The following is a 26,240-nucleotide window of genomic DNA, read 5'->3' as shown; positions in this document are numbered from 1 at the left end:
GCAGTACTCAGCAATTAAGATAAGGAAAATAAGTGAAAGCTAAATTTGCGGGTATTCAATATCTAGGCGACAGCGGTGTCACACAAATATGCAAAGAGGCAGTCATAAAGCTTATACATGCTGGTGAAGATATAAGAGAAGTGAAAATACTCACTGTTGAAGAAACTTATTCACATGCGCTACTGCTAACTCTCAGATACGATATTCAGGTCATCGTTAGAGGTGGTTTTGCCTCTGGTTACAATGGAGAGGCACCAAAAGGATATGCATTCGTCTTAAACCTATTACGCAACTATACAGATAATATTAATGAGTACATTATTTCAAAATTGATTTTTGAACGTATCTCTAATTCAAGTTTAACCGTGAAAGATTTAGATTATATCAATAGTATCAAGCCAGTGCGTCCTTCTAGGTGGTATGATTCTGCTTATATTCACAAGGGACGTGAGCGCAGTGTTTTTAGTGAATTTCCGCTTACTATTCCTATGGCATTGCTTGACCCACGCTTGATCGAGCTAGCATTGGATTTTGATAAGAATCCAGACAATGCAATTATGGGTGCATACCGAAAGCTAGAATCTATCGTTAGAGACCGTACAGGCTTACATAATGAAAGTAGTACTAGGTTACTTAAAAAAGCTTTTCAAGTTAATGATTCAATTTTGCATTGGGGAGATTTAGATTCAGGTGAATCTATAGGAAGGGCTTCTTTATTTTCTAATGTTTTTATGGCTTATCGCAACAATCGAGCACATCAAGAACCCCGTCATGATCTAGGCGATGATATTCGAGAGTTTATGTTGATTAATCAGTTGTTTGTTTTAGAGAGTAAGGCGGTTGTGAGATACACGCAAGAGGAATAAAAACTTATCTAACAGATGCAAAATTTTTAGACTAGGTCTGATGGTTTACGGGTATAAAACTCAGAAATGATATTGATATATTTAAAATTTTTATTTTTATCTTAAGGTTACAAAAATGGAATTAGAAGACAATATCTTTAAAAAAATAGAAAATAATAGAGAGGAGTTTGGTTTACTCTTGAGGGCTGCTATAAAGGATGGTCTATCCAAAATTTCCGATAGAGTATCTTCAAAAAAATACATCGGTAAATACTATGAGTGGCCTTCAATTTCATTTAGAGAAAACGGTTTGCCTAATCTTTCATCTTCAAATTTTCAAGGAGTTAAAGAGTATAGAGGTTGTTTTGGATCTAAAGAGGGAGATATTATTGCATCAGATATTAATTCTTTTACTAACTTTTTAGAATTTGTAAAATATAATAAGTATCTTAAAAAGAGACTTATAATGCGAGAATTCTTAGATAAAAATGATGATGAATTTGAAAAAATTATAGATACATTTATTTTTAATACTGTATTAAGTGGTATTGAGAGATATATACATGTATACGATAGTTTTGATTACTATGAAGATAAAGTTAACAGTATTATCGAAGAAATACAAAATTTCGTCTTTTTAGATACGCTACCAGTTGACATAGTAATCCCAATTCTATTTGTCAACTTTGATTTTGAATCGTATATTTTGTCTGAAGCGATTGAGGTTAGACGATTATTAGAAAAAGAACATTTAGCTAGATGCAATATAATATCGAACAACGTTAGTGTTCATAAATCTGTACTTTCTTCCGCAACTCATGCATTAGTCCTGAAGGGATGGCAAGTAGAAAATAGCGATTGTACGATGAATTTTAATACTTTACATAATATAAGAGCATATCCAACTGACCGCATTAATAAGTTCTTTGCTTCAATACGGCTAGTTGAAAATGTAAGCACAGGATACGCTCAGATCTTTTCTCTAGCTAAGTCTTGGATTGGCCATTGTAAGGCAGACTTACCTTATGCTGTTGGTGCTACTACGCGCGCTTACCCAGCGAATTTTGAAGATTACTATTGGAGAATTGATACCGTTCCTATAGTTAAAAATAGTCAAATGGAAAAGATTAGTAAAATTTATAGCTTATTAATGGATTCGGAAAAAAACTCAATAGATTTATCAGTAAAGAGATTAAATCAATGTCTTGTCCGAGATAGTGAAGAAGATGCTGTGCTAGATGCAACTATTGCACTTGAAGCATTGCTTTCGGATGACGGAAATCAAGAAATGACTCATAAGTTAGCGATGAGAATAGGAGCTTTGGTAAATTTAGATGATTATTTTAAAAAATCTCCAGAGCAAGCTTTCAAAGATGTAAAAAGTATTTATGCTTATCGTTCAGCGATTGTACATGGAAGCAAAAAACTAGATAAAAAGCGAATTATTAAGCTTGAGGATGACAAAGAAACTACAACTCATATCCTTGCTGTAGAGTATCTCAGATTCGTGCTTAAAATCTTACTTGAAAACCCTAAATATCAAGATTCAAAACTAATTGATTCAGAGCTACTGCTCGGTGGAGGAAGTCTTTAAGCAACTGTAAATTCTATGCCTTAGCTTTGGTTTTATTGATATTTTATCATTGAGTAATATATTTAAATACATAACAACAACCACCAAAGAGAACTCCCATGACCACATCAAAAGTAATCTATCAAGGCGATTTGCGCACCACCGCCATCCACTTGCAGTCGAATAATCAAATCATTACCGATGCACCGACGGACAACCACGGTAAGGGCGCAGCGTTTTCTCCGACTGACTTGCTAGCGACCAGTTTGGCCAGCTGTATTTTAACGATTATTGGTATCAAAGCCGAAGCGATGAATATCGATATTTCAGGTACGACCGCAGAAGTTACCAAAGTCATGGCTGCCAAACCAAGGCGGGTAAGTGAGATACATATTGTGGTCAACTTCTCAAAGGCATTGGATGAAAGTACCTTAAAACGTTTTTATAAGACCGCGTTGACCTGTCCGGTAAGCAATAGCTTAGATCCTGCCATTACTCAGAACTTAGTGTTCAATAATGGCGTGGACGCCTGATATGTCTACTAAGACTCTACTTATCGTTGCTCATGCACCATCGCCCAATACTCAGAAATTGGCGCAGGCAGCTTATGAAGGTGCCAATCATGCTGATATAGATATCACTGTCATTTTGAAATCACCGCAGGACACGCAGCCTGAAGATGTATTGGCAGCGGATGCATTACTGCTAGGTACAACTGAAAATCTAGCATATATGGCAGGGCTGACCAAAGACTTTTTTGATCGCTGCTACTATCCAGTGTTAGAAGAGAAGCAGGGTATGCCGTTTGCGGTATATATACGGGCAGGGCATGATGGTACGGGTACCAAGCTTGCCATGAAAACAATTACGACAGGGCTACGTTGGTCATGGATCCAAGAGGCGCTGATATTACAAGGCGAGTGGCAGGACAGCTTTGCTGAGCAAGTAGAAGAGCTTGCTATGACGCTTGCTGCTGGGGTAGAGGCAGGTATTTACTAGTTATGAGTTGTTTGGTAGTCACTAGGGCAGTATTAGACAGTGCTTGTTAATCTACTGCTATCAACGCTTAGAACAACAAACGGTCTGGGAGGATAGCAATGCATAACGATAATACGGAAAGTGATCATCTCAATAACAAAGTAGATATTACTGCCTTGCCGTTTTCTCAAGCGTGTGAAAACAATAAGCAGCCTATTCTACAAGTGCTGCAAACAGAGCTACAATGTTGCAACCATGTGCTAGAAATTGGCTCTGGGACAGGGCAACATAGCGTTTACTTTGCGCCTAACTTGCCTAATATAAAATGGCAAACCAGCGACGTGAGTAATAATCATCGCCATATAGTCGCTTGGCACAACGCTTACCCAGCACCTAATTTATATTCGCCATTGGCATTTGATTTGAATACAGATGCGATACCTTTCAGCAGTCGTGCAGACAGCCCCTATGATGCGATATTCACTGCCAATACCTTGCATATTATCAGTTGGATTTTAGTCGAGCGCTTATTTGCATTGGCTGGTGATGCGCTACCTGTTAATGGCAAGCTGATTGTATATGGTCCATTTAACGAGCATGGTACATATACTAGTGAAGGCAACGAACGATTTGATACGATGCTAAGAGCAGGCAACGCTAATAGCGGTATTCGGAATAAGGGAGACGTAGTCCATTTAGCAAATTCGCATCACTTGAAACTTATAAATACTTATACGATGCCCGCTAACAATCAGCTGTTGGTATTTCAAAAAAATTGAATACTAAATAACTGATGCTGCAAAAAAACACCTCAATCGATCGTTATCAGATCCTAATTGAGGTGTTTTTTTACGTCTACATATTTATTTGCGTAGCTATATTACTTATATTCTTCTGCCAAAAAGTCCAAGTAGCGTTTCCAAGAACGTTCGTCTGCACGAGCATCATATCTGTCGCTACCAAACACGCTAAATGCATGTGGCGCGCCACTGTATGTCACCATTTCATGCGGTATCTTAGCTGCTTCTAATGTCTTACCCAAGGTGGCGAAGCTCTCTAGCGAGACTGATTGGTCGGCAGAGCCATGAAATACTAAAATCTCTCCAGTGGTGTTGTCATAGCTCTGACCTGTTGGTATCTCAAAGGCACCGTGGAAGGGTACAAAGGCTTTTTGCTCAAAGCCTGAGCGTGCTAGCTCTAACGCTACCGTACCACCAAAACAATACCCCATAGTTGTGCCTTTACGCACATCATTACCTTGTAGCTGTCCTGCTGTTAATGCCCCTGCCAATATGCGGCGCATCTTGTTGCGGTCATCGTATAGCTCTCCTGTTAAACGCTTGTTTTCTTCAACAGAGGTAGGACGAATGCCTTGCCCAAACATATCTGCTGCCAGTACGTTATAACCTTCAGCTGCCAACATGTCAGCGCGTTTGCGCTCATAGTCAGTTAAACCATCCCAATCATGAATCAGTAAGATAAAAGGCGCGTTAGCCTTATCTGCTTTGGCGTAATAACCTTCGTAAGTTTGGTTCTCCACTGTATAAGTAACATTTTTGGTGGTGATAGCAGCAGCCGTTTGACTGACTGTTAATGCCATCAAACCCATCGATGCACCCATTAATAATGAGCGATAAGGTTTTTTGGATGCAGAGCTGAAAGTTTGTAACATGGTAGGTGGCCTTATAGTTATATAAATTAGTCATATGAAAAGATAAATATAAGGCTAAAACTATGCCAATGTATTTATCGATTGTCTCTAATACTCTCCAAAAGCATACCTGAAAGAATAACTATATTACAAGATTCTATTGTTAACGTTGATGCACCGCTAAGATAGCTTAAAAATACGACTTTATGATGACTGCAAACCTTAACCAAACATCAACAAGGTTTACCACCTATGCAACTTAATTTTTGAGTACTATAAGCCGTATGCCTTTTATTCTTTTATGTTTTTTAATAATTGGTCATACAAAACACAGAGAAATAACCGACATATGAAGTCACTATTATCTCAAAGGAATCAGCACCCTGTGTAAACCTATTTCTAATGGTCCTATAAGAGACCATTTTACTTATTAGCTAGGATTTTTTATGAATAAGAATATCGATCATACCGACCCAGCAAAGGACATGAACACTGAGCGCGGTAATGGAGGGGAAACCCATCAGCGCGCAGGCGACGACAACAAGGTTTTGACCACTCAACAAGGCGTGGCTATTGGTGACAACCAGAACTCGCTAAAAGCAGGCGAGCGCGGTCCTACTTTGTTAGAAGATTTTGTATTGCGTGAAAAAATCAACCACTTTGACCATGAGCGTATACCTGAGCGTATCGTCCATGCACGCGGTAGTGCCGCCCATGGTTACTTTGAGCTGACTGAATCGTTAGAAGAGTATACGACTGCCAAAATCTTGACAGAAACTGGCAAGCAAACCCCATTGTTTACTCGTTTTTCGACGGTTGCTGGTAATAAAGGCTCAAAAGATACGCCACGTGATGTACGCGGGTTCTCTGTAAAAGTATATACACAAGAAGGTAACTGGGATATCGTTGGTAACAACATGCCGATCTTCTTTATCCAAGATGCTATCAAGTTTCCAGATTTGATTCACGCCGTAAAACCTGAACCAGATCGCGGTTTTCCGCAAGCAGCATCTGCGCACGATACGTTTTGGGATTTTGTCTCATTGAGCCCTGAAACCATGCACAATCTGATTTGGCTTATGAGTGATCGCGGACTACCACGCAGCCTACGTATGATGGAAGGTTTTGGTATTCATAGCTATCGCCTGATCAACAAAGAAGGTAAGAGCACGTTTGTACGTTTCCATTGGAAACCAGTACTGGGTGTACAGTCGACCACATGGGATGAGGCTGTAAAAATCTCTGGCGCAGATCCTGATTATCATCGCCGTGATTTGTTCGAGTCTATCGACAATGAGATGTATCCTGAATGGGAATTTGGGGTGCAGTTGTTTACGGAAGAAGAAGCAAATAACTTCCCGTTTGATCATCTAGATGCGACCAAGCTAATCCCTGAAGAAACCGTACCTGTAAAAATCATCGGTAAAATGGTCTTGAATCGCAATGTAGATAATTTCTTTGCAGAAACAGAGCAAGTGGCATTCTGCCCATCACACGTCGTGCCAGGTATTGATTATAGTAACGATCCATTATTGCAAGGACGTCTGTTCAGTTACTTAGATACGCAGCTATCACGCTTGGGATCACCGAACTTTGCGCAGATTCCAATCAATGCACCAAAATGTCCGTTTGCTAATAATCAGCAAGATGGTCATATGCAAATGCAAGTGCCTAAAACGCGTGTTATGTACGAGCCACAAAGCTTGGATCCAACACGTCCACGTGAAAGCATTAAACGCGGATTTGAATCGTTCCATGAACGGTTGGACGATGGTGTAAAAGGTCGCGTAAGAGCAGAGAGTTTTGCAGATCATTATAGTCAACCACGTATGTTCTATCGCAGCCAGACAGCGACAGGACAAGCACATATTGCCTCTGCGTATGCGTTTGAGCTGGGTAAAGTAGATACTGCGCATGTACGTACTCGTACCCTTAGCCATCTGCGTCACATCGATGAAGATTTAGCCAATCGTGTGGCCACAGCGCTCGGTATGGACCTACCAGAGCCTGCAGATGCTGCGGCACCTGTACAAGACTTGGGTACTTCTGAAGCTGTGCAGACCATCGGTATCACACCTAAGAGTCTAAAAGGACGCTTGGTTGGTATTTTAGTTGCTGAAGGTTCTAGCCATAGCGAAGTTGCGAAGTTTGAAAAGGCGGCTGTCGACGCTGGCGCTAGTGTTAAGATCGTCGCTCCTAACAAAGAAGTGACGTTAGACGATGGCACGAAGATCCAAACTGATGAGCGTTTGGCTGGTGCTCCTTCTGTACTCTTTGATGCTATTGTCAGTATTATTATGCATCCACCAGCCAAGAAATTGGCAATGGATAGCGCGGCGTTAGACTGGTTCAATGATGCTTATGCACATTGTAAAGCGATTGCTTATTGCCCTGCGACCGAAGAGCATATTTTGAGCAAATTACCTATCGAAAAAGATGCGTTTGTGACGCCGCTTGATAATGTAGATGGTTTTATCGAAAACGCTAAAACTCGCCTATGGGAGCGTGAGCCAAAGGTACGTGACCTCGCGTAATTATATATAGCGCACTGGGCACGTCTCAGTAGAGGTAGGGTAAGCTATTATTTGAACCATACCTAAAGCGCTATAGAACAGTCATATCGAATGTTGTCTCAAACCCAGCCAAAGTGCTGGGTTTTTGCTTTTTGCATTTAGGGTTACGATTGACAAGGCCATTTTTGATTAGCTATTTATAGGCGTTTTTATAGTCACAAGCGTTCACTCAAAGGCATTTTATTTGGAGTGGTGGGCGCTATACTAAATAAGGTTTACGATATACAAACTTATAAGAATAATGAATGCGCTAGGGAATGCCAATGAGTTTATGCAAAATTATACGTTTAGAGGGGTACATCCAAAGTACTTATCTTGCGGTGTATCCAGATAAAATCATGCTACTAGATGGTGGCTGCCGTGCGGACGTACCGATGGTGCTTGATTACATCAAAACGATTTTGAAGCGACCCATAACTGATCTAAAGGTAGTGGTGGTCACGCACATGCATCCTGATCATGCTGGCGGTGCACGTAAGTTTCGGCAAAAGACCGGTTGCCTCATCGTCTCATCTGACAAAAAAGGTCAATGGTACGGCGGTATTGGGGGACGCGCGATGCACTTCGTAGATATACATCTGGGATACTACGTGGCCAGACGTCAAGGACGCCAATTCAAAAACCTATACTACTCTGCAAGTCTCAAACCAGATATAACGGTTACAGATGGCGATCTGGTCCCGGAGTTTGATGAGTGGCAGGTATTGGAGACGCCGGGGCATACCGATCGTGATTTGTCGTTGTTTCATCTGCCCAGTCGCCAAGTATATACGGCTGACTTAATAATCAAATTGCGCCATAAGTTCGTAGCACCTTTTCCTGTCTACAGCCCTGTAGACTATGTGCAGTCACTAAAGAAAATAAAAGCATTGAAGCCGTCAATGGTGCTTATGGCGCATGGTCGAGAGTTGGCAATGAGTACAGCAGAGTTTGATGCCTTTATTGCTCAAGCGCCTAAACATCCACGTACCATCAAAGACACGATCAAGCACAAACTACTGTGGCGCAGAAAGGATAAGTCTCGACTTTTTAAGCGTAAATCAGACAAGTGATTGTAGATAGATAAAAGTGCAGACAAAAAAAGCCCAGTTACTATTATAGTAACTGGGCTTCCTAAATATGGTGGGCTGTCCGCGACTCGAACGCGGGACCAATTGATTAAAAGTCAACTGCTCTACCAACTGAGCTAACAGCCCTGAGTAAGGATTAAATGAAGTTTTGCCTCATCTGAGCGCAAGAGAATTTATATTGTCGTAAATTCTAAAAACACTATATCCAAACTAGGTTTGCATTTTACTGCAATTAAAAATTCTAACTAAAGAACTTTCTAAAACTTACCTTTATTGATCTACTGCCGGATAGGGCAGAACGATCAATAAAGATTAAACTAAATATGGTGGGCTGTCCGCGACTCGAACGCGGGACCAATTGATTAAAAGTCAACTGCTCTACCAACTGAGCTAACAGCCCTAACGTTTAAAGTGTTTGTATCCCTAAACGTGAGAGCACATTATATATATTATTATGACAATTACAACCCCGAACCATAAAAAAAGTGTAAATCTCTTATAAAATTGCTCATTTATTTAAGTTTCTTTAGATTTTTGGCGCTATATCGGTATTGATACGCTTTAGACATGGCTAAAACATATCAATAAGTGGTAATTAGTCTCGAGATAGTGCTTCCACTGGGTCTAATTTGGCTGCATTTCGAGCTGGCAAGAAGCCAAAAACAACACCAATCAGGGTAGAGCAAACGAAAGCGGCAATAATCGAGGTCGATGAGTAAATGACTTTAAAGTTGTCACCGCCGACACTATTGATCAACTCACCAATGGCAAAGGCCAGTCCGATACCAATGAGACCGCCCAAGATGCAGACCAACACCGCTTCAATCAAAAATTGCTGCATGATATCGCTTTGGCGTGCACCGACCGCCATACGTACGCCAATCTCATTGGTACGCTCAGTGACAGAAACCAACATGATATTCATCACCCCGATACCGCCAACTATCAACGAAATAACCGCCACGGACGAAATCAATAAAGTCATCGTTCCTGTCGTTGACTCAATAGTCTGACGAATAGAGTCAGAATTTCGTATTTGAAAGTCATCTTTGCCATGGCGACTCTCTATGAGATCAGAGATGGCAGTCTCGGCGGCGCTCGAAGAAATGCTATCGTCTAACAAAGCCACAAAGCGGTCGATATTGGTACTACCAGTAATACGAGACATGACGGTGGTATAGGGCATGTATATGGTAGGTGTGGTGACATCTGGACCAAAACCACCATCACTTTCTTCAAGTACTCCAATCACGCGACCTGGCACACTACCAATCAAAATCACTTCACCGATAGGGTTGTCAGCATCAGTGAAAAAGGTCTGCTTGGCATTGTCATCAATAATGATATCTTGGCTACGTAAGTTGATGCTCTTTGCATCAAACCCTTGACCCAATGCCAATGTCTCACCAGTGACCTCTAGATAGTCTTTACCAACGCCGTTGACGGTAGCGTCCTCTTGTACACTACGATAGCGCACACTAGAGCTTGCATTGACTTGTGGACTGACGCTGATGATATAAGGCTGATTGCCCACAGCTTGGGCGTCCTCTGGCGTAAGATTATCATCATTATAACGTCGTCTAGGATCGCCTCTAGGGTAGCCGTCATTGACAGTGATAGTGTTAGTACCAAGAGAGCTGATATTAGCCAGTATTTGCTGCTGAGAGCCTTGCCCGAGACCAACGATAGAGACTACTGCTGCGATACCGATAATGATACCCAGCATGGTCAATAGGGTACGCATTTTGTGCGCGCGCATAGCCAGCAAAGACATCTTGAAGGCTTCAAGCAGGCGATCGACAAAACTACCAAACGCGCTTTTGCGATGTCCACCCAAAATAGACTCTGGTTGCTTCTGGGTATGCTTATAATGCTCTGTCTTATAATCAGCAATGACGTGGCCGTCTTTGAGCTCAATCACGCGCTCAGCTTGAGCTGCAAGCTTGGGGTCATGAGTCACCATGATGATAGTATGACCCTGTGCGCTCAGATCATGCAATATCGCCATCACATCTTCGCCGGATTTGCTATCCAAAGCACCAGTTGGCTCATCTGCCAAAATAACATCACCACCGTTCATCAACGCGCGAGCAACAGAAACACGCTGCTGCTGCCCACCTGAGAGCTGATTGGGACGGTTATTGACCTTGCTACCAAGTCCTAAGTCTGTGAGTAGCTTTTCGGCGCGGTTGGTACGTGCCTCAGTATCCATACCTGCATAAACAGCGGGAACGGCAACGTTGTCCTTGGCGCTGATATCACCAAGCAGATGATAACGCTGAAAAATAAAGCCAAAATGCTCACGGCGTAGTTCTGCTAACTGATCAGCGTCCAGCTTGCTTGCTGACTGACCATATATTTTATAATCCCCTGCTGTCGCTTGATCCAAGCAGCCCAATATATTCATTAGCGTCGACTTACCGGAGCCGGACTGCCCAATGATAGCGACCATCTCGCCTTGATTGATCGTCAGATTGATATCGTGCAAGACTCTAATGGTCTGCTCACCAGCAGGAAACTCTCGGATGATACCAGACAGCTGCATAATTGGCTTATCAGCATGTATGTCATTGTTGTCTGGTCTTACTTCTGCCGGGCTTGATCCTACCGAGTCTGCTTCTGATGAGTTGGGTGACACATCGACCGATTCATACGACTCTGAGTCTTTATGCGGGTGACCATCAGGCGATGGTTTAGAAGAGTGAGGTATAGTCATAGCAATGTCTTCAATAGAGGGTAGTCAGTGTCGCAGTATAGGGCTCTTTTGCTTGAGCCCTATATCAATCAACAGGTATAAAGCACAAGTTACATTCGCGGTCCACCAGGTACGCGACCGCCTGAGTTATTAGCACTTTCTTCACTGATGATGACTTCTTCGCCTTCTTTTAGACCACTTAAGATTTGTGCATTTACTCGGTTATCAATACCGACTTCTACAGTACGCTCTTCTACAGTTCCGTCATCTTTCAGTACCCGTACAAACTTACCGGTGGCTGCACTACCTTTTTCTTTGCCTTTAGAACGCTTTTCTTGTATCACTGTTGACGGTACTAAAAGCGCGTTTTTGGCTTCATTGACAATGATATAAATCTGCGCGGTCATATCAATACGAAATAAACGGTCAGGGTTTGGAACCTCTACATAGCCAACATAGTAAATAGCAGCATCCGTTGAGCTGGTGTCACTGATTTGCTCAGGAGCTGGTTCAATCGCAGTCAACGTCGCATCATACTGCTGATCTGGATTACCAATGATATTGAAATAAGCGGGCATCCCAGCACTGACATTGATCACGTCAGCTTCAGAGATTTGCGCATTGATACGTACTGTTGATAGATCAGCAAGCGTCACCAAGGTTGGCGCCGTTTGATTGGCATTAACGGTAGTGCCTTGTTCTGTTGTGATGGAGACTACCGTACCTGATATAGGGGCGCGGATGGTGGTGTAGCTAAGATCTTCTTCTGCGGTACTGACATTGGTACGTGATTTACGTAGGGCTGCTTGTTGACTGTTGATGTTTGCGGCTGTCGTTGCAATGGCTGCCTTTGCGGTATCGATAGCAGCACGAGCATTGGCAACGGCTGCTTTAGCCGTCTCGACACTGGTCGCTTGAGTGTCATATTCTTGCTGTGAGATCGCGTCAATAGCGACTAAACCTTGCAAGCGCGCAAAATCAGACTGTGCTTGCTTGAGCTCAGACTGACGGCTGGCAAGATCGGCATACGCGCTTTTTAGTGCTGCTTGTTTGCTGAGCGCTTCTGCTTGCGCGCTTTGCAATGCTGCTTCGCTCTGCTCGAGGCTAGCCTGCTCATTGCTCAGGCTATTTTTTTGGGTGACCTGGTCAATTTGGGCGATCAAATCGCCTTGCTTTACTTCATCGCCCACTTCAACGTACAGACGTTTTACTTCACCAGATACCTGCGCCCCTACATCGACAGTATTTAAGGCTTTGACCTTGCCTGAAGCCATGACGTTATTTTCAATATCGCCAATCTCAGCCGTCGCAGTCAGGTAGTTGGGGGTGGTTTCTTCTGGTTTTAAGAAGGTATAGGCTAAAGCCCCTAGAGCTATGACGACTAAGGCGATAACGCCCCATTTGATAGCAGACTTTTTGCTCATTTTGCGCATGACAACAATCCAATCACAATTAAATCAAGTGTAGACATAGTAGAGGCTTCATGTACAAAAGGGAATGGTAATTAGTTTACGAAAGGTTAAGGTAGACATCGTGGAGATAACATGACAGTAAGTGAATGACTAGGAAGGTATGGATATTAGATGGGTAACACTTGAGGAAGATAGCGGGCTGTAGAGGGAGGCGGGGTAGTATAGCTATCTCTATAAAGAAGGTAATAAAAAGTGATATTTGATGACTATGACTATGATTACGAGTAGAGGTAGAAGTACAGATACAGGCTTGATGGTTGGAGGTTTGACGACTAAATATTATTTAAGGATATCAGCGCATTGCAAATAAGCGTTTACCTGCCAATTCTAACGCTGCTTGCAATAGCAGCTCCCATGCTGGCTGGCGAACAAGGCCTTTGATAGCTTGGTCACAGCGATAGAGCAGGGCTGGCCATTCAGCAGTTTGAGATTGCGACTGGCGGCGACAAGCCTGCTGATACAGCCCTTGCTTGCTACGCCAAATACCAAGCGCCTGAGGATCTTGTCCGTCTATCAGCTGTATGATCTGGCGCATGTCTTTACTGATTGCCCAAAGCACCAAGGTAGTCGGCTCATCGGTTGCCTTTAGCTGAAACATGATTTTGGCAACTTGCGTGCTATTACCAGCGAGCATGGCATCAGATAAGTCAAACACACTAAATTGAGCATCACTGACTAAAGCGACTTGTAGATCTTTAATATCTAATGCCACGTTGTTCATCGGTTGTGGAGCATTGCTCGGAGGTTCGCTATCTTCATTATGAGCAGCTAATTGCGGTGCAAACAGATATGACAATCGCCATAACGTTTGGTAGGCACTGAGTAGATGGTGTTCAGTATGAGACATCAGAAGTTGCCACGCTTCTTGCGACAGTCGCAAGCCAAAATTTTGCGCCTGTATCTGTAGTAACTGCTGACGCTGCTGCTCATTGTATAAATTGCAGTCAATGACAGTGCCATATTTTGCAAAAGGAGCAAACCATTTGCTGCTCTGACTACGTTTGTCTTGCTTGGGTGTTAGCCACAACAAACTATGACTGCCTGCGTTTGTCTGCGCTTCAACGGCAAAGCGTTCTAGCTCAGCAAGGACGGCTTTGTCAGGCTTATGATTACCTGTCACGATCAAAGCGCTAGCATCATCGAATAGAGACTGGCTGCCAAGCTCTGACAGTACGTCTTGCCAGCTTTTGACGGATATCAGCTCGATACGTTTTATGGCGTAGTTTTGCGCGCGCCAATGCGGACGAAGCGCATCAATCAGCCATTGACTGAGTAATGGCTCATCACCATGCGCCAGCCACAAGCCCGCTACCGCAACTGAAGGTTGCAGTAGTTTTGGATAGGCTTGTATAAAGGTATCTTGCATAGAGTGATAGGACACAGGTTGGTAAGCAGGTGATAGCATTTGCAATAATGCAGTAATATAACGAGCGCTTTCGAACCTGCTTAACTGACTAACTGGCTCATTAACTAAATATAGTACGTACGCTCGTTATGATTCATACTTAAACAACTGCAAATGGTATGGCTTAATAATAGTATTGATTAAAGGCTACTTCTCGGGTACGACAACAACCGTCGGAGTTACGCCTTTACTTGTTAATACAGATTGCTTGGTAGTAGATCCGACTTTTGGTAAAGAGATCGCCACGTATTGATCGGTAATACGGCGCGCTAAGCTGTCATAGAGCCAATCACGAATCTGATCGCCTTGCTGGTCATCGGTACTGACAGAGGCTTCATTGTACTGGTAGCTGCGCTCGACTTGAATCGGATTGGTAAGGGTGACTGGCTTGCCGTTCTCAATCGTTTGGTAGCTGACGTCTGCTGAGAGTACCAAACGAATCTCTGTCAATACACCAACCAATTCATAACGTTTAAAACGTATGTTTCGGATATCGATCGCTGCAATTGTTTTAGTACCTGCTTGCTGATTACTACGAATCACATCGTCAACGCTCATATTATCAATGACGTCGACACCCAACGTCGTTAGGCGACGGGTCAATGGTAATTTTAGAGGAAATGAGGTGCGATTGTCTTCGATAATGACGGCTGTTTTGCTGGCGTTAAGTAGCATAGGCGTGTCATAACCGCGCAGCTGAAAACCGCAGCCACTCAGGCCTGCGGTCGCCCCTATGATTGCAAACATGGGTAATACTGCGAGCATTGCGGTTACAAGCTTACGCCCACCAGATTGCTTTGCACCAGCGTACCGCGTGCTTGGTATTTGTGACTGCCCAGATCGATGCTTATATGACATAAACGCTATCCTCAGATAATAAAAAGGCTTAGAGCACTAAGCCTAGACGACTAGCCTACAACCACGATATTAACCAGCTTATTAGGAACAACGATTTCTTTTTTGATCTCGCCTGTAATGAATTTTGCCACGCTATCCATCGTTCGAGCTTGTGCTTTTAATTGCTCAGGATCGCTGTTTGGTGCGACATCCATCTTACCGCGCATTTTACCATTGACCTGTACGACCATCGTGATCGTATCCTGTACCAGTGCACTGTCGTCAACGGTTGGGTAGTCTAGGGTTAAGGTGTCAAGACCTAGCTGCTCAAGTAAATGCTCACCGACGTGCGGTGCGTAGACAGACAGCATGATAAGGAGGTTAGTCAACGCTTCATGCTTAACTTGTAACTCTTGCTCGCCAGTAGCGTTAAATGCAGTCAACTCGTTGGCAAGTTCCATTAGGCTCGATACTGGGGTATTGAGTGCCAAACGATCACCCAAATCACTATCGATCTTGGCGATAGTTTCGTGCGTTTTACGGCGTAAGTTTTTGGCCTCTTTGCTCAGCCCCTCTGTGCTTAAGGTCGCACCGTTCAGCGTATCAATACTGATGCCAGCTGCCGTTAGCGCTTGCATGTGATCATTGGCAATGCGCCATACTTTTTTCACAAAGTTATAAGGGCCTTTTAACGCATCATCTGACCACTCAAGTGTCTGATCAGCAGGTGCGGTAAATAGCGTATATAGACGAACCGTATCTGCACCATATTTATCAATGGTGATTTGCGGGTCGACGCCGTTGTTTTTTGATTTAGACATTTTTTCGATCTTACCGATGGTGACTGGCTGACCATCTAGCTTTAAGATGGCTTTGATCGGCTGACCACGTTCATTGAAGTCAATATCGATATCTTCTGCAAAGTAATAAGTCGTACTACCATCTGCATTGACGCGGTAGAACGTACCAGCGAGTACCATGCCTTGCGTCATTAGATTAGCGAACGGTTCGTCACCAGTGACTAAGTTTTCATCACGCATGAGCTTGTGGAAGAAACGAGCATATAGTAGATGCATCACCGCATGTTCGACACCGCCCACGTATTGATCGACAGGCAGCCATTTATTGGCAGCAGACTTGTTGACCATGTTTTGCGCATCCGTTGGGCTAGCAAAGCGCGCGTAATACCAGCTTGACTCTACGAATGTGTCAAAGGTATCGGTCTCACGCTCAGCAGGGTTGCCACATTTAGGACACGTGGTGTTCACAAACTCTGGGATGTTTTTAAGTGGGTTACCGCGACCATCAGGCACAACATCGGTTGGCAGCACAACAGGCAAGTCTTGCTCTTCAACAGGCACCGTACCGCAATGCTCACAGTTGATCATTGGGATAGGGCAACCCCAATAACGCTGGCGAGACACGCCCCAATCCCGCAGGCGATATTGGATTTTTTTCTTGGCAAGCTCTTTCGGTTCAAGCTTGCTCAGCATTGCTTCAAACGCCTGCTCAAAATCTAAACCATCAAACTCACCTGAGTTAACCAAGGTATTGCGCTCGGTATAGGCAAGATTGACCTCAGTATTAACATCAGTCTCGTTTGCTTTGGCATCCGCTTTAGCGTCGTCAAAATAGCCATCAGGCGTATGGATAACTTGCTTGATCGGTAGGTCATACTTCACCGCAAACTCATAATCACGCTCATCGTGAGCAGGTACAGCCATGACCGCGCCTGAGCCATAGCTCATCAGCACATAGTTGGCGACCCAAACAGGCACTTCTTCACCAGTCAGTGGATGCGTCACAGTCAGGCCCGTATCCATACCGATTTTTTCAGCTTTGGCGAGATCAGCCTCAGCCACTGAGCCTTTTTTACAAAGCGCACAGAACTGAGCGATTATTTCATCATTTTCAGCAGCATACTGGGCGAGTGGATGCTCTGCTGCAACGGCGACATAAGTCACGCCCATTAAGGTATCAGGACGAGTTGTGAACACATCTAGCGTGTTTTCTTCACCAGCCAGCTCATAAGGGAAATGCACTTCCATACCGGCACTACGACCAATCCAGTTGCGCTGCATGGTCAATACTTCAGAGGGCCAGTGGCCTTCTAGCTGATCCAAATCATCCAATAGCTCATCAGCATAGTCGGTGATATTGAAGTAATACATGGGGATATCACGCTTTTCGACTGCTGCGCCACTACGCCAGCCTTTACCATCAATGACCTGCTCGTTTGCCAAGACGGTGTTATCCACTGGATCCCAGTTGACCGTTGATAGCTTTTTATACACCAAGCCTTTTTTGTACAACTGCAAGAACAACCACTGCTCCCACTGATAATATTCAGGGCTACAAGTGGCAAACTCGCGTGACCAGTCAATAGACAGGCCAAGTAGTTTAAGCTGTGCACGCATATTGTCAATATTTGCAAATGTCCATGCAGCAGGCGGGGTTTGGTTGGCAATTGCGGCGTTTTCAGCTGGTAACCCAAAACCATCCCAACCCATTGGCTGCATGACTTCATATCCTTTGAGGCGATAATAACGGCTTAATACATCAGAAATCGTATAGTTACGTACATGACCCATGTGTAGCTTGCCGCTTGGGTAAGGAAACATCGACAGCATGTAACGGCTTGGTTTGTCGCTTGGCTCATTGCTGACTTCAAAGCGCTTATCAGTGGCCCATTTGGTTTGCTGTGCGGCTTCTATCGCTTGCGGGTTGTAATAATGGTTATCGGTTTGGTCTGCTGTCACGGCATTGCTCATAGTCGGCTCGAAATTGGTTGATACTGATTTATTTAATACTGATCAAAATAGGTGGGATTTGACAATGCCATAGCATAGCGTAATTTGGCAAAAATTGCGACGATATGATGCATTCACTAACAAGGTTTGTGGATTGACCGTGAGGTATTTTCTATATCCAGTCAGCCTTCGGTATAATAGGAACATTCACAGGCATTTATGGGCAAATAATAAGGACTCGCAATGACTATCACTATTTACGGAATAAAATCATGCAGCACAATGAAAAAGGCGTTCAATAAGCTAGATGAATTAGGCGTTAGCTATGAGTTTCACGACTATAAAAAACAAGATATCAATAAAGAAGCAGCACAGCGCTGGGTAAATGAGTTGGGTATTGACAAGGTGCTGAATAAACGCGGCACGACATGGCGAAAGCTAGACGAGAGCCAAAAGCAAGCGGCTGATGCTGGTGTAGACAACGCGATAGATTTACTCGTGGAAAATACCAGCATGATTAAACGCCCGATTGTAGAAGGTCAACTGGCAGATAAAAATCAAGAAGTATTGCTGTGCGGTTTTAATGAAGCGGAGTTTGATAAGGCTTTTTCGTAATTCGTTATTCTACATGACCAGCTTTCAAGAATTGCCACTCTAAAAGCTTAAAAGTTTAAAAAACCTAAAAGAGCCCGAGCTAGTGCAAAGCTCGGGCTCTTTTTTATTGATAGCTGATAATAGGCACATTTTGTGAGTTTAATTATGCATCTATCTCACGGCTGATTAGGGTACCAACGCCTTCATTAGTGAAAATCTCCAACAAGGTCGCGTGGGGTACACGGCCATCGACGATAACGGCACTTTTGACGCCGCTACGTACCGCATCAAGCGCGCACTGAATTTTAGGAATCATACCACCTGAGATCGTACCGTCTTCGATGAGACCATCGACTTTCTTTGGCGTCAGTCCAGTGACCACTTCACCATCACGGCCCAGTACGCCTTTGATATTGGTTAGCAGCATCAGCTTCTCGGCTTGCAAAAACTCTGCGACTTTTCCTGCGACCAGATCGGCGTTGATGTTGTAGGTATTGCCTTCTTTATCAACGCCGAGCGGTGCGATAACAGGAATAAAGTCAGAGGCAATCAGCATGTTGATCACATCTTTATTGACACTCACTACATCACCGACAAACCCTAAATCAACAGGAACAGCGATACCATCTGCACCTATTTTTTCCATCATCAGTTTTTTTGCTTGAATCAAATTGGCATCTTTACCAGTCAGACCGATCGCGCGCCCGCCATGCTTATTGATCAAGCTAACAATGGATTTGTTGACACTACCGCCTAACACCATCTCTACAACATCCATAGTGCTTTTGTCGGTGACACGCATCCCATCGATACGGTCTGATTGACGACCCAACTCTTTTAATAAGTTATCGACTTGTGGACCGCCACCATGAACGACTACTGGATGCATACCCACAGTTTTTAGTAAGACGATATCGCGAGCAAATGAGCTCTCAAGCTCAGGGTCGGTCATCGCATTGCCGCCATACTTCACCACGATGAGCTTATCAACAAAACGCTGAATATAGGGTAACGCTGTGGTCAATACCTCAGCAGTGTTTTTGGCATCATCTAAATTAAGCGTCATTATGAACTCCTAAGGGCAGTGTTGAGTGGGTTGTTTTTGTTGTAACTATAATTATCTCTAACGAGATAATTATTTGATTGCGCATGGCTACTCAGCAGGCATAGCAACGATCTGTTGTGCTAGCGCTGCGCTAAATGGTCGGCACAGAGCCGCAAACGTTGCCTGAATATCTCTTAAGTCGTCCATGCTGTTGCCTGCAAAGCGTGCAGTCAGATTGTTACTGGTGTTTGATTGGCGTAATACCCCAAACCCATGTGCAAAGTCCAAGCGTATACCATCAATGCAATTCAGCTTAGTTCCTGTGGGGAATAAACTCTTGGCTTGCCCAACTGTTATGTGTGATCTGACTGTAGCGCAGGCACATATTGATGACTTGCATAGGGCCGTTGGTAGATGGGTAGCTTTTAAGGGTTGTTCAGGCTTATTGATAGAGTTGCTAACAGAACTGTTCGTAGAATCAGTATCGATAGATATACCAACCAGATGCTGCAAGTAGGTACAGAAACTCGTCAATTGCTCCATAATTGTACAATCTGTCATAGTCGCCTGCGGTATTGGTAGATAATGGTCAGCGGTACTGACCATCGCAGGCAGGCGTTGCATAATATCTGTCAGAGATTTTTTATTGTTAAGTGCATTACGAGACTGGTCAAACCGATGCAGCAGCCGTAATGCAGCGTACATCGCATCATCATAAGCAATAAAACGACTGTCATTGAAAATAAAATGTCCCGATAATTCACCAGCGAAAACAATTTGACTGTCAGGGTGTTGTATCTGTTGGCGCATAAAGCTGCTGCCTGTCTTGCTGATCACAGGCGTGGCATTGAGGTCGACCAGTAGCTTGGGTAAATGATGGGTACATTTGACATCGAACAGCACTTCAGGTGCTAGTAAGGAATCAAGTAGAGGTTTGGGATGCTCAGTGAGCGCAATACGTGCCAAAAAGTAGAGCAAATAATCAGGAGTGACCACTTTGCCTTCATTGTCGACGACTACCAAACGATCACCATCACCATCAAAAGCCAGACCCATATCTGCATTGTGAAAAATGACAGCTTGTTGCAACTCGGTTAGACGGTTAGGCTCGGAGGGGTCAGGGTTGCCCAATGGAAAGCTGCCATCTGGCGTATCATTGAGAACAATGACCTGCTGACAAAAACGCTCAAACAAGCGCTGAGCGATGTTGCCTGTAGCACCATGCATACAGTCAATGACTATGATTAGATCATGGTTGAGATGGTTTTTTGGTGTTTTTGTAGTTGCTATTTGACCGTGGCTTGTCCGATTGTGAGTTGTCTGTGTGTGCCGAGACAGCTGCTCAAATACTTGTTCGATAGCCGTGATATAAGCATCTGCTACTTGCTTGGCAGGAAGCTCTGTCAGTAAATCACTCGATGACTCGGTATCGAGGACAGCGTCTGTAAAGCTTGAGTCTAAGATGGCTTTGTTAGATTGATTTTTAGGTGAGTAATGATTGTGATGGGCAATCAGTTGTTGATACAGGGTTTGTATCTCTGAGCTGCTTGGGGATTTATGATTGACTAGCCACTTGATGCCTAATATGTCTTTGGCAGAATGGCTGGCAGTCACCATGATACCATGACCCTGATACTGCTCTGACCAAAAGGCCATCATTGGCGTGGTAATGAGCCCCAGTTGGATAACACGTAAGCCTCTCTCTATCAGGGTGGTAGATAGTGCGCGAGCAATCGTCTCACTGCCAACACGCATGTCGTAACCGATAACGACAATATTTGTAATAATGTTATTTTTAATGCCAGTGTTCTTAACACTCTGGCTTTTAACATCAGTGCTTTTAATGCCATTGCTCTCACTCCGAGCACCTTGCTTAGTAATTACAGTGCTGTTTTTACAGTCATCCATATCAGCAACCATGACCGCATCATTATGCTGGGTCAGTTGGCGGTCTTGGGAGTTATAGAGATGCGCAAAAGCATATCCCAATGCTTGTACAAACTCGTTTGTAAAATACTGATGCGACCCACGGATATCATAAGCACGAAATAAGAAATGCTGAGCCGCAAAAGATGGCATTGCTTACACTCCTTATTTCCGTAATTATGGTGAGATGATAAGTAAGATAAAAACGAGATAGCCTAAGATCTTATCAATGCTATCCAAATAAACGCTAGTCGCTATCCAAAAAACTGTCTATTTGAGCTACTGACGACCTGAATGTCCGAACCCACCAGCACCGCGTACGCTTTCATCACTGAATTCTGCGACGACTTCAAACGCAGGACGGGCAATAGGAACGACAATATACTGTGCCATACGTTCGGCTGGATTAAGTACAAAGTCATTTTCGCTACGGTTCCAAATACTGACCATCAGCTCACCTTGATAGTCAGCATCAATGAGCCCAACCAAGTTACCCAAGACGATACCGTGCTTATGACCGAGACCTGAGCGCGGTAGGATCATGCCCGCATAATTAGGATCTTGGATATAGACCGCAAGGCCTGTACCGATCAAATGGGTTTCGCCTGCTTTGATGGTCAAGGCCTCATCGATACAAGCACGCAGATCGATACCAGCACTGCCGTCGGTTGCACGAGTCGGTAGAGAGAACGCTTCATTTTCAGTAATTTTAGGGTTTACGACTTTAACTTGTACAGCCTGCATAACGCACTCACTTAATGGTTTGATAGTTTCTATATTTTAGTTTCTAGATCTTAGTTTTTAGAGTTGAACTCTTAGATTTCAGTTTATAGATTACGATGTTAAAAAGTTATTCAACGTTTTTAGATAAATTATAGTGTCATATTTTAGACAGACAACTGACTATTCGATAGTTTAACTAAAGTATCAGTACACTCGCTAATCCTAAGAATGACATAAAACCGACGATATCCGTCACGGTCGTTAGAATTACTGAGGCGGACAACGCAGGATCAATATTCATACGTTTTAGCATCAGCGGTATACTAATCCCCGAGACGTTAGCCGCAGTCATATTAATCGCAATGGCAAAGCCAATGACGGCGCTAATCTTGATATCATAAAACCATAATTGAGCGATAAACGCCATAATTATCGCCCAAATGATACCGTTTATCGCACCCACCCACAGCTCTTTATTGAGTAGCCAGACTCGGTTAGAACCACCGATTTGACCCATTGCCATACCGCGGATGACGACGGTCAATGTCTGTGAGCCTGCAATACCGCCCATGCTGGCAACCACAGGCATAAGTATTGCTAGCGCCACCACTTGTGCCAATACTTCCTCGAACTGTCCAATCACTGCTGCGGCCAGAAGCGCGGTACATAAGTTAATGCCTAACCAAACGCTACGGCTTTTGGCACTGGTTAAGATAGGCGCAAACAGCTCTTCATCTTGACTAACACCAGCGAGGTTTTTCATGGTGCTATCGACATCATCTTGGATAATTTCCATGATGTCCTCGCCATTTAGCTGTCCAACCAGTTCACCATGACTATTAATCACTGGGGCAAAGCGGATGTCTTCTGAACGAAAAATCGCAGCGGCATCTTGGATGTCTAAGCGATCGTTAATCGTAATAGCAGTATCAATCAGCTCCGAGACTAGGGTGCTTTGCTTATGTTTGATCAAATCTACTAAGCTCAATAGACCGAGTAATTGCTGGCTTTGATCAACCACTAGCAGCTCTTGGCTTTCGTCATCAAGCAAATCGTCGTTTTGGCGCAGCCAATCTTGTACATCAGACAGATAGATATCATCTCTTATTTGGATAATATCAGGATCCATATAGCTGCCAACTTCCCAGTCGTTGTACGTATCAAGTTTATTGACTTGGACACGCGTCTCTTCGTCCAGCGTTGCCATCACTGAGGTACGGACGCTCTCAGTTACGGTATCCAGAATCTCAGAGATATCCTGAGCATCGAGGTCTTGAGTAAACAATGAGATCTCTTGAGAAGAGATGTTCTCCATCAACGGCTGGCGAGTATCGTACTCGAGCTCAGCAAGCACTTCACCCTTGATGCTCTCTGGTACTTGTTCCCAGATGAGTAAACGGTTTTGGGTAGGGAACGATTCTAGTAGGCTTGCAATCTCATACTCAGACTGCTTTTCTAAAAATTCGGTGATCGCTTCATATGCTTTATCGGCCACCAAATCCTGCAAATACAGCAGTTTATATTCGGCGCTATATTCAGCTGGATTGTAATCGCCTGGTAGTGTTGAGGGTCGTTCCTGCTCGGGCGTCGGGGTAGGCATAAGGGATCCCATATTTTTAGAAAGGTGAAATAACTATAGCCCAATCATGTGTCAACGATTGCAGCGTGACGCTTGCCAAATGTACTCAGTCAACAATATGCGCTGTCAATACTACTAGTGCTGATGTTAGCGTTTACCGAGTAGCGCTCGAATATTGGCCAAGTATTCATCAGCGACAGCCTCTGGGTCTTTGGTCGCTTTTTTCTTTTTCGCTTTGGCGGGCCAATCAATATGATCTTCAGGCAGCTCGTCCAAAAACCGAGACTCAGAAGTGACACGCATCTGTCCGCCAGCACGGCGCTGGGTTGCAAGCGTCAATGTCAGCTCGCGACGCGCACGAGTAATCCCTACATACATCAGACGACGTTCTTCTTCGACTGTCTCACTCATGATAGAGTTGCGATGCGGTAGCATCTCTTCCTCAAGCCCCATGATATAGACAAAATCAAACTCCAAACCTTTTGCCGCATGCAAGGTCATCAAGTTAACTTTGTTGGTGTTTTCTTCTTCTTGCTGTTGTTCGAGCATATCGAGCAAGACCAGTTTACGAATGATGGTATCAATCGTCCGGTCTTCGTCTTCTTCCGCGCGATTGATCAACGACTGAATACTGGTATATAGCATATCGATATTATCAATGCGGTTTTTTTCTTGCTGCGGTGTTTTGGCGTCGCTACGGACAAAATCAATATAGCCCGTTTCATCAATCATTTGACGCACGATTGGCACAGGATCAGGGTGCTGATCCAGCTCACGCGTATAGTGCTCAATGAACTCACCAAACTCTTTTATTGTGCCATAAGCCTTGGAAGGTAGTACGTGGCTTAAACCCGCATGAGTACAGGAAGCCAGTAGCGATATACTGTGTTCTTGTGAAAACAAGCCGAGCTTTTCGAGCGTGGCAGGTCCCATACCGCGCTTAGGGGTATTAATAATCCGCAAAAACGCACTGTCATCTTCAGGATTCAAGATCAGACGCAGATAGCCCATGATGTCTTTGATTTCACTACGGGCAAAGAAAGACTGTCCACCCGATAATTTATAAGGAATTTGCAGCTGGCGCAGTTGCGCCTCTAGCATGCGTGCCTGAAAGTTACTGCGGTATAGCACTGCATATTGCTCCCACTCATTGCCAAAGCGCAATTTGTGCGTGACGATTTCTTTAGCGACGCGCTCCGATTCGTCATCGTCATTACGGCAGTTGATGATTCGAATCTTTTCACCTTGGCCCTTATCTGACCACAGTTTCTTTTCAAATAAATGCTCGTTGTTGGTAATAACCGCGTTGGCCGAGGTCAAAATACGCGTGGTCGAGCGGTAATTTTGTTCCAGCATGACGATTTTTAGTTTTGGGAAATCTTCTTTTAGCAGCGCCATGTTTTCAGGTTTTGCCCCGCGCCATGCGTAGATAGACTGATCGTCATCACCCACCACGGTAAATCGCCCTTGCGGCCCCACCAGATTTTTGATCATCTCATACTGAGCGGTATTGGTATCTTGATACTCATCGACCAATAGATAACGAATACGGTTCTGCCACTTATCTCGTAGCTCTCTGTTTTCGCGTAAAATCTTGGTAGGCAATACAATCAAGTCATCAAAATCAACGGCATTATACGCACGCAAATTACGCTCATAAAGCGCATAAAGCGTGGCAAAAATCATTTCTTCTGGATCGTCTAGCGTTTCCATCGCCTGATCAGGCTCAATCAAATCATTTTTCCAGTCAGAGATCATCTTGATGGCTTTGCCAACGAGCTCACGACTTTCAGCGCCACTCAAGTTATCGCGCATCATCAGCTCCATGAGCAAACGCTTACTGTCGTCACTGTCCATGATAGAAAAATTGCCCTTTAGCGGGGTATGAATCAACTCATAGCGCAAAAACTGGAGACCAAATTGGTGAAAGGTCGATACCGTCAGACCGCGCATTTTCTCACTTGGTAGTAGTTTGCTGACACGCGCTTTCATTTCACGTGCTGCTTTATTGGTAAAGGTCACCGCCGTGATACGCTCAGCTGGCATATCACACTCTTGGATCAGGTAAGCGATCTTACGCGTGATCACTGAGGTCTTACCGGAGCCTGCACCTGCAAGGACGAGTAGGGGACCAGATACGTAGAGCATGGCCTCGGATTGTTTGGGATTGAGTTGACTCATAACGTGACCTGTAAGACAAAAGCAAAAAGAGGGTAGCACTGATATCGCACAAGTAGATGAACACGACGCGTCTCACCAAAATCAATATCGTAGCGACAGTTGAATACTATTTATTGTTAGATACTATGTATTATAAGAATAATTGTATTATAAGAATAATTGAGTTCAAGGTCTGATAGTAAAATATCACCAAAATCAGGTGGGTTATTATAAAGCAAAAATAGCTTTTTTGGGGGAGGAGTTGGTTGGCGAAATAAGAGTGCTTGATCAACTAAGTTTTGATAAATACCGTAGCAAGATGCGAGCATGGTCAAAAGTATGGATTTGGGGTTAATATAAGGTA

The 26,240-nt window shown here is 43.9% G+C and carries 19 protein-coding genes and 2 tRNA genes; 8 read left to right on the top strand and 13 right to left on the bottom strand.

Annotated features, from left to right (window positions below; genetic code table 11):
• Positions 1-32: 32 nt before the first annotated feature.
• The 5 genes from AC5JP1_RS06735 to AC5JP1_RS06715 all read left to right on the top strand — a co-directional run bounded on the left by AC5JP1_RS06735 (position 33) and on the right by AC5JP1_RS06715 (position 4,175).
• Positions 33-866 carry a TIGR02391 family protein gene (locus AC5JP1_RS06735; RefSeq protein ID WP_493843601.1) on the top strand — a complete coding sequence of 278 codons (834 nt, stop codon included), beginning with the start codon at positions 33-35 and terminating at the stop codon, positions 864-866.
• Positions 867-981: 115 nt separating this feature from the next.
• On the top strand, positions 982-2,439 hold the full coding sequence (locus AC5JP1_RS06730; RefSeq protein WP_493843600.1) for a hypothetical protein: 1,458 nt from the start codon (positions 982-984) through the stop codon (positions 2,437-2,439).
• A gap of 98 nt (positions 2,440-2,537) precedes the next feature.
• Positions 2,538-2,951, top strand: coding sequence for an OsmC family protein (locus AC5JP1_RS06725; RefSeq protein ID WP_493843599.1), 414 nt, complete (start codon positions 2,538-2,540; stop codon positions 2,949-2,951).
• Position 2,952: 1 nt separating this feature from the next.
• A complete protein-coding gene (locus AC5JP1_RS06720) occupies positions 2,953-3,417 on the top strand; it encodes a flavodoxin family protein (protein ID WP_493843598.1) in 465 nt (154 codons plus the stop codon).
• Between the two features lie 98 nt (positions 3,418-3,515).
• Entirely contained in the window at positions 3,516-4,175 is a 660-nt protein-coding gene (locus AC5JP1_RS06715; RefSeq protein ID WP_493843597.1) for a DUF938 domain-containing protein, read from the top strand.
• Between the two features lie 101 nt (positions 4,176-4,276).
• Here the strand turns inward: AC5JP1_RS06715 and AC5JP1_RS06710 are convergent, their stop codons facing one another.
• Positions 4,277-5,068, bottom strand: coding sequence for a dienelactone hydrolase family protein (locus AC5JP1_RS06710; RefSeq protein ID WP_443524796.1), 792 nt, complete (start codon positions 5,066-5,068; stop codon positions 4,277-4,279).
• Positions 5,069-5,493: 425 nt separating this feature from the next.
• Here AC5JP1_RS06710 and AC5JP1_RS06705 point away from each other — a divergent pair, with 425 nt between their 5' ends.
• Together AC5JP1_RS06705 and AC5JP1_RS06700 are read left to right on the top strand one after the other, a co-directional pair.
• Positions 5,494-7,581 carry a catalase gene (locus tag AC5JP1_RS06705; protein ID WP_493843596.1) on the top strand — a complete coding sequence of 696 codons (2,088 nt, stop codon included), beginning with the start codon at positions 5,494-5,496 and terminating at the stop codon, positions 7,579-7,581.
• 302 nt (positions 7,582-7,883) lie between these two features.
• Positions 7,884-8,672: an MBL fold metallo-hydrolase gene (locus tag AC5JP1_RS06700; RefSeq protein ID WP_319049899.1), complete on the top strand. Its 789-nt coding sequence runs from the start codon at positions 7,884-7,886 to the stop codon at positions 8,670-8,672.
• Between the two features lie 68 nt (positions 8,673-8,740).
• Here the strand turns inward: AC5JP1_RS06700 and AC5JP1_RS06695 are convergent.
• The 7 genes from AC5JP1_RS06695 to leuS form a co-directional block, all read right to left on the bottom strand.
• Positions 8,741-8,816: transfer RNA gene (locus AC5JP1_RS06695), tRNA-Lys, on the bottom strand.
• Positions 8,817-9,014: 198 nt separating this feature from the next.
• Positions 9,015-9,090, bottom strand: a tRNA-Lys gene (locus AC5JP1_RS06690).
• Between the two features lie 195 nt (positions 9,091-9,285).
• Complete coding sequence (locus AC5JP1_RS06685; protein WP_493844447.1) at positions 9,286-11,235, bottom strand: MacB family efflux pump subunit; 1,950 nt, start codon at positions 11,233-11,235, stop codon at positions 9,286-9,288.
• Between the two features lie 260 nt (positions 11,236-11,495).
• On the bottom strand, positions 11,496-12,818 hold the full coding sequence (locus tag AC5JP1_RS06680; protein ID WP_319049900.1) for an efflux RND transporter periplasmic adaptor subunit: 1,323 nt from the start codon (positions 12,816-12,818) through the stop codon (positions 11,496-11,498).
• Positions 12,819-13,149: 331 nt separating this feature from the next.
• Positions 13,150-14,223: a DNA polymerase III subunit delta gene (locus AC5JP1_RS06675; protein ID WP_493843595.1), complete on the bottom strand. Its 1,074-nt coding sequence runs from the start codon at positions 14,221-14,223 to the stop codon at positions 13,150-13,152.
• A gap of 186 nt (positions 14,224-14,409) precedes the next feature.
• Positions 14,410-15,120 carry an LPS-assembly lipoprotein LptE gene (locus AC5JP1_RS06670; protein ID WP_493843594.1) on the bottom strand — a complete coding sequence of 237 codons (711 nt, stop codon included), beginning with the start codon at positions 15,118-15,120 and terminating at the stop codon, positions 14,410-14,412.
• A gap of 50 nt (positions 15,121-15,170) precedes the next feature.
• A complete protein-coding gene (gene leuS, locus AC5JP1_RS06665; RefSeq protein ID WP_493843593.1) occupies positions 15,171-17,870 on the bottom strand; it encodes a leucine--tRNA ligase in 2,700 nt (899 codons plus the stop codon).
• Positions 17,871-18,092: 222 nt separating this feature from the next.
• On the opposite strand from leuS, the gene AC5JP1_RS06660 reads away from it, so the two are divergent.
• Complete coding sequence (locus AC5JP1_RS06660; protein WP_493843592.1) at positions 18,093-18,464, top strand: Spx/MgsR family RNA polymerase-binding regulatory protein; 372 nt, start codon at positions 18,093-18,095, stop codon at positions 18,462-18,464.
• Between the two features lie 142 nt (positions 18,465-18,606).
• Here the strand turns inward: AC5JP1_RS06660 and argB are convergent, their stop codons facing one another.
• The 5 genes from argB to AC5JP1_RS06635 all read right to left on the bottom strand — a co-directional run bounded on the left by argB (position 18,607) and on the right by AC5JP1_RS06635 (position 25,897).
• On the bottom strand, positions 18,607-19,509 hold the full coding sequence (gene argB, locus AC5JP1_RS06655; RefSeq protein ID WP_319049905.1) for an acetylglutamate kinase: 903 nt from the start codon (positions 19,507-19,509) through the stop codon (positions 18,607-18,609).
• Positions 19,510-19,596: 87 nt separating this feature from the next.
• A complete protein-coding gene (locus tag AC5JP1_RS06650) occupies positions 19,597-21,567 on the bottom strand; it encodes a phosphohexomutase domain-containing protein (RefSeq protein ID WP_493843591.1) in 1,971 nt (656 codons plus the stop codon).
• A 126-nt stretch (positions 21,568-21,693) separates the two neighbouring features.
• Complete coding sequence (gene dut, locus AC5JP1_RS06645) at positions 21,694-22,158, bottom strand: dUTP diphosphatase (protein WP_493843590.1); 465 nt, start codon at positions 22,156-22,158, stop codon at positions 21,694-21,696.
• Positions 22,159-22,333: 175 nt separating this feature from the next.
• Complete coding sequence (gene mgtE / locus AC5JP1_RS06640; RefSeq protein WP_493843589.1) at positions 22,334-23,737, bottom strand: magnesium transporter; 1,404 nt, start codon at positions 23,735-23,737, stop codon at positions 22,334-22,336.
• A gap of 126 nt (positions 23,738-23,863) precedes the next feature.
• Complete coding sequence (locus AC5JP1_RS06635) at positions 23,864-25,897, bottom strand: UvrD-helicase domain-containing protein (protein ID WP_493843588.1); 2,034 nt, start codon at positions 25,895-25,897, stop codon at positions 23,864-23,866.
• Positions 25,898-26,240: the final 343 nt, after the last annotated feature.

This window comes from Psychrobacter sp. H29, assembly GCF_059073055.1.
The sequence above is the reverse complement of the archived record's forward strand: the minus strand, read 5'-3'. Positions and strand labels throughout refer to the sequence as shown.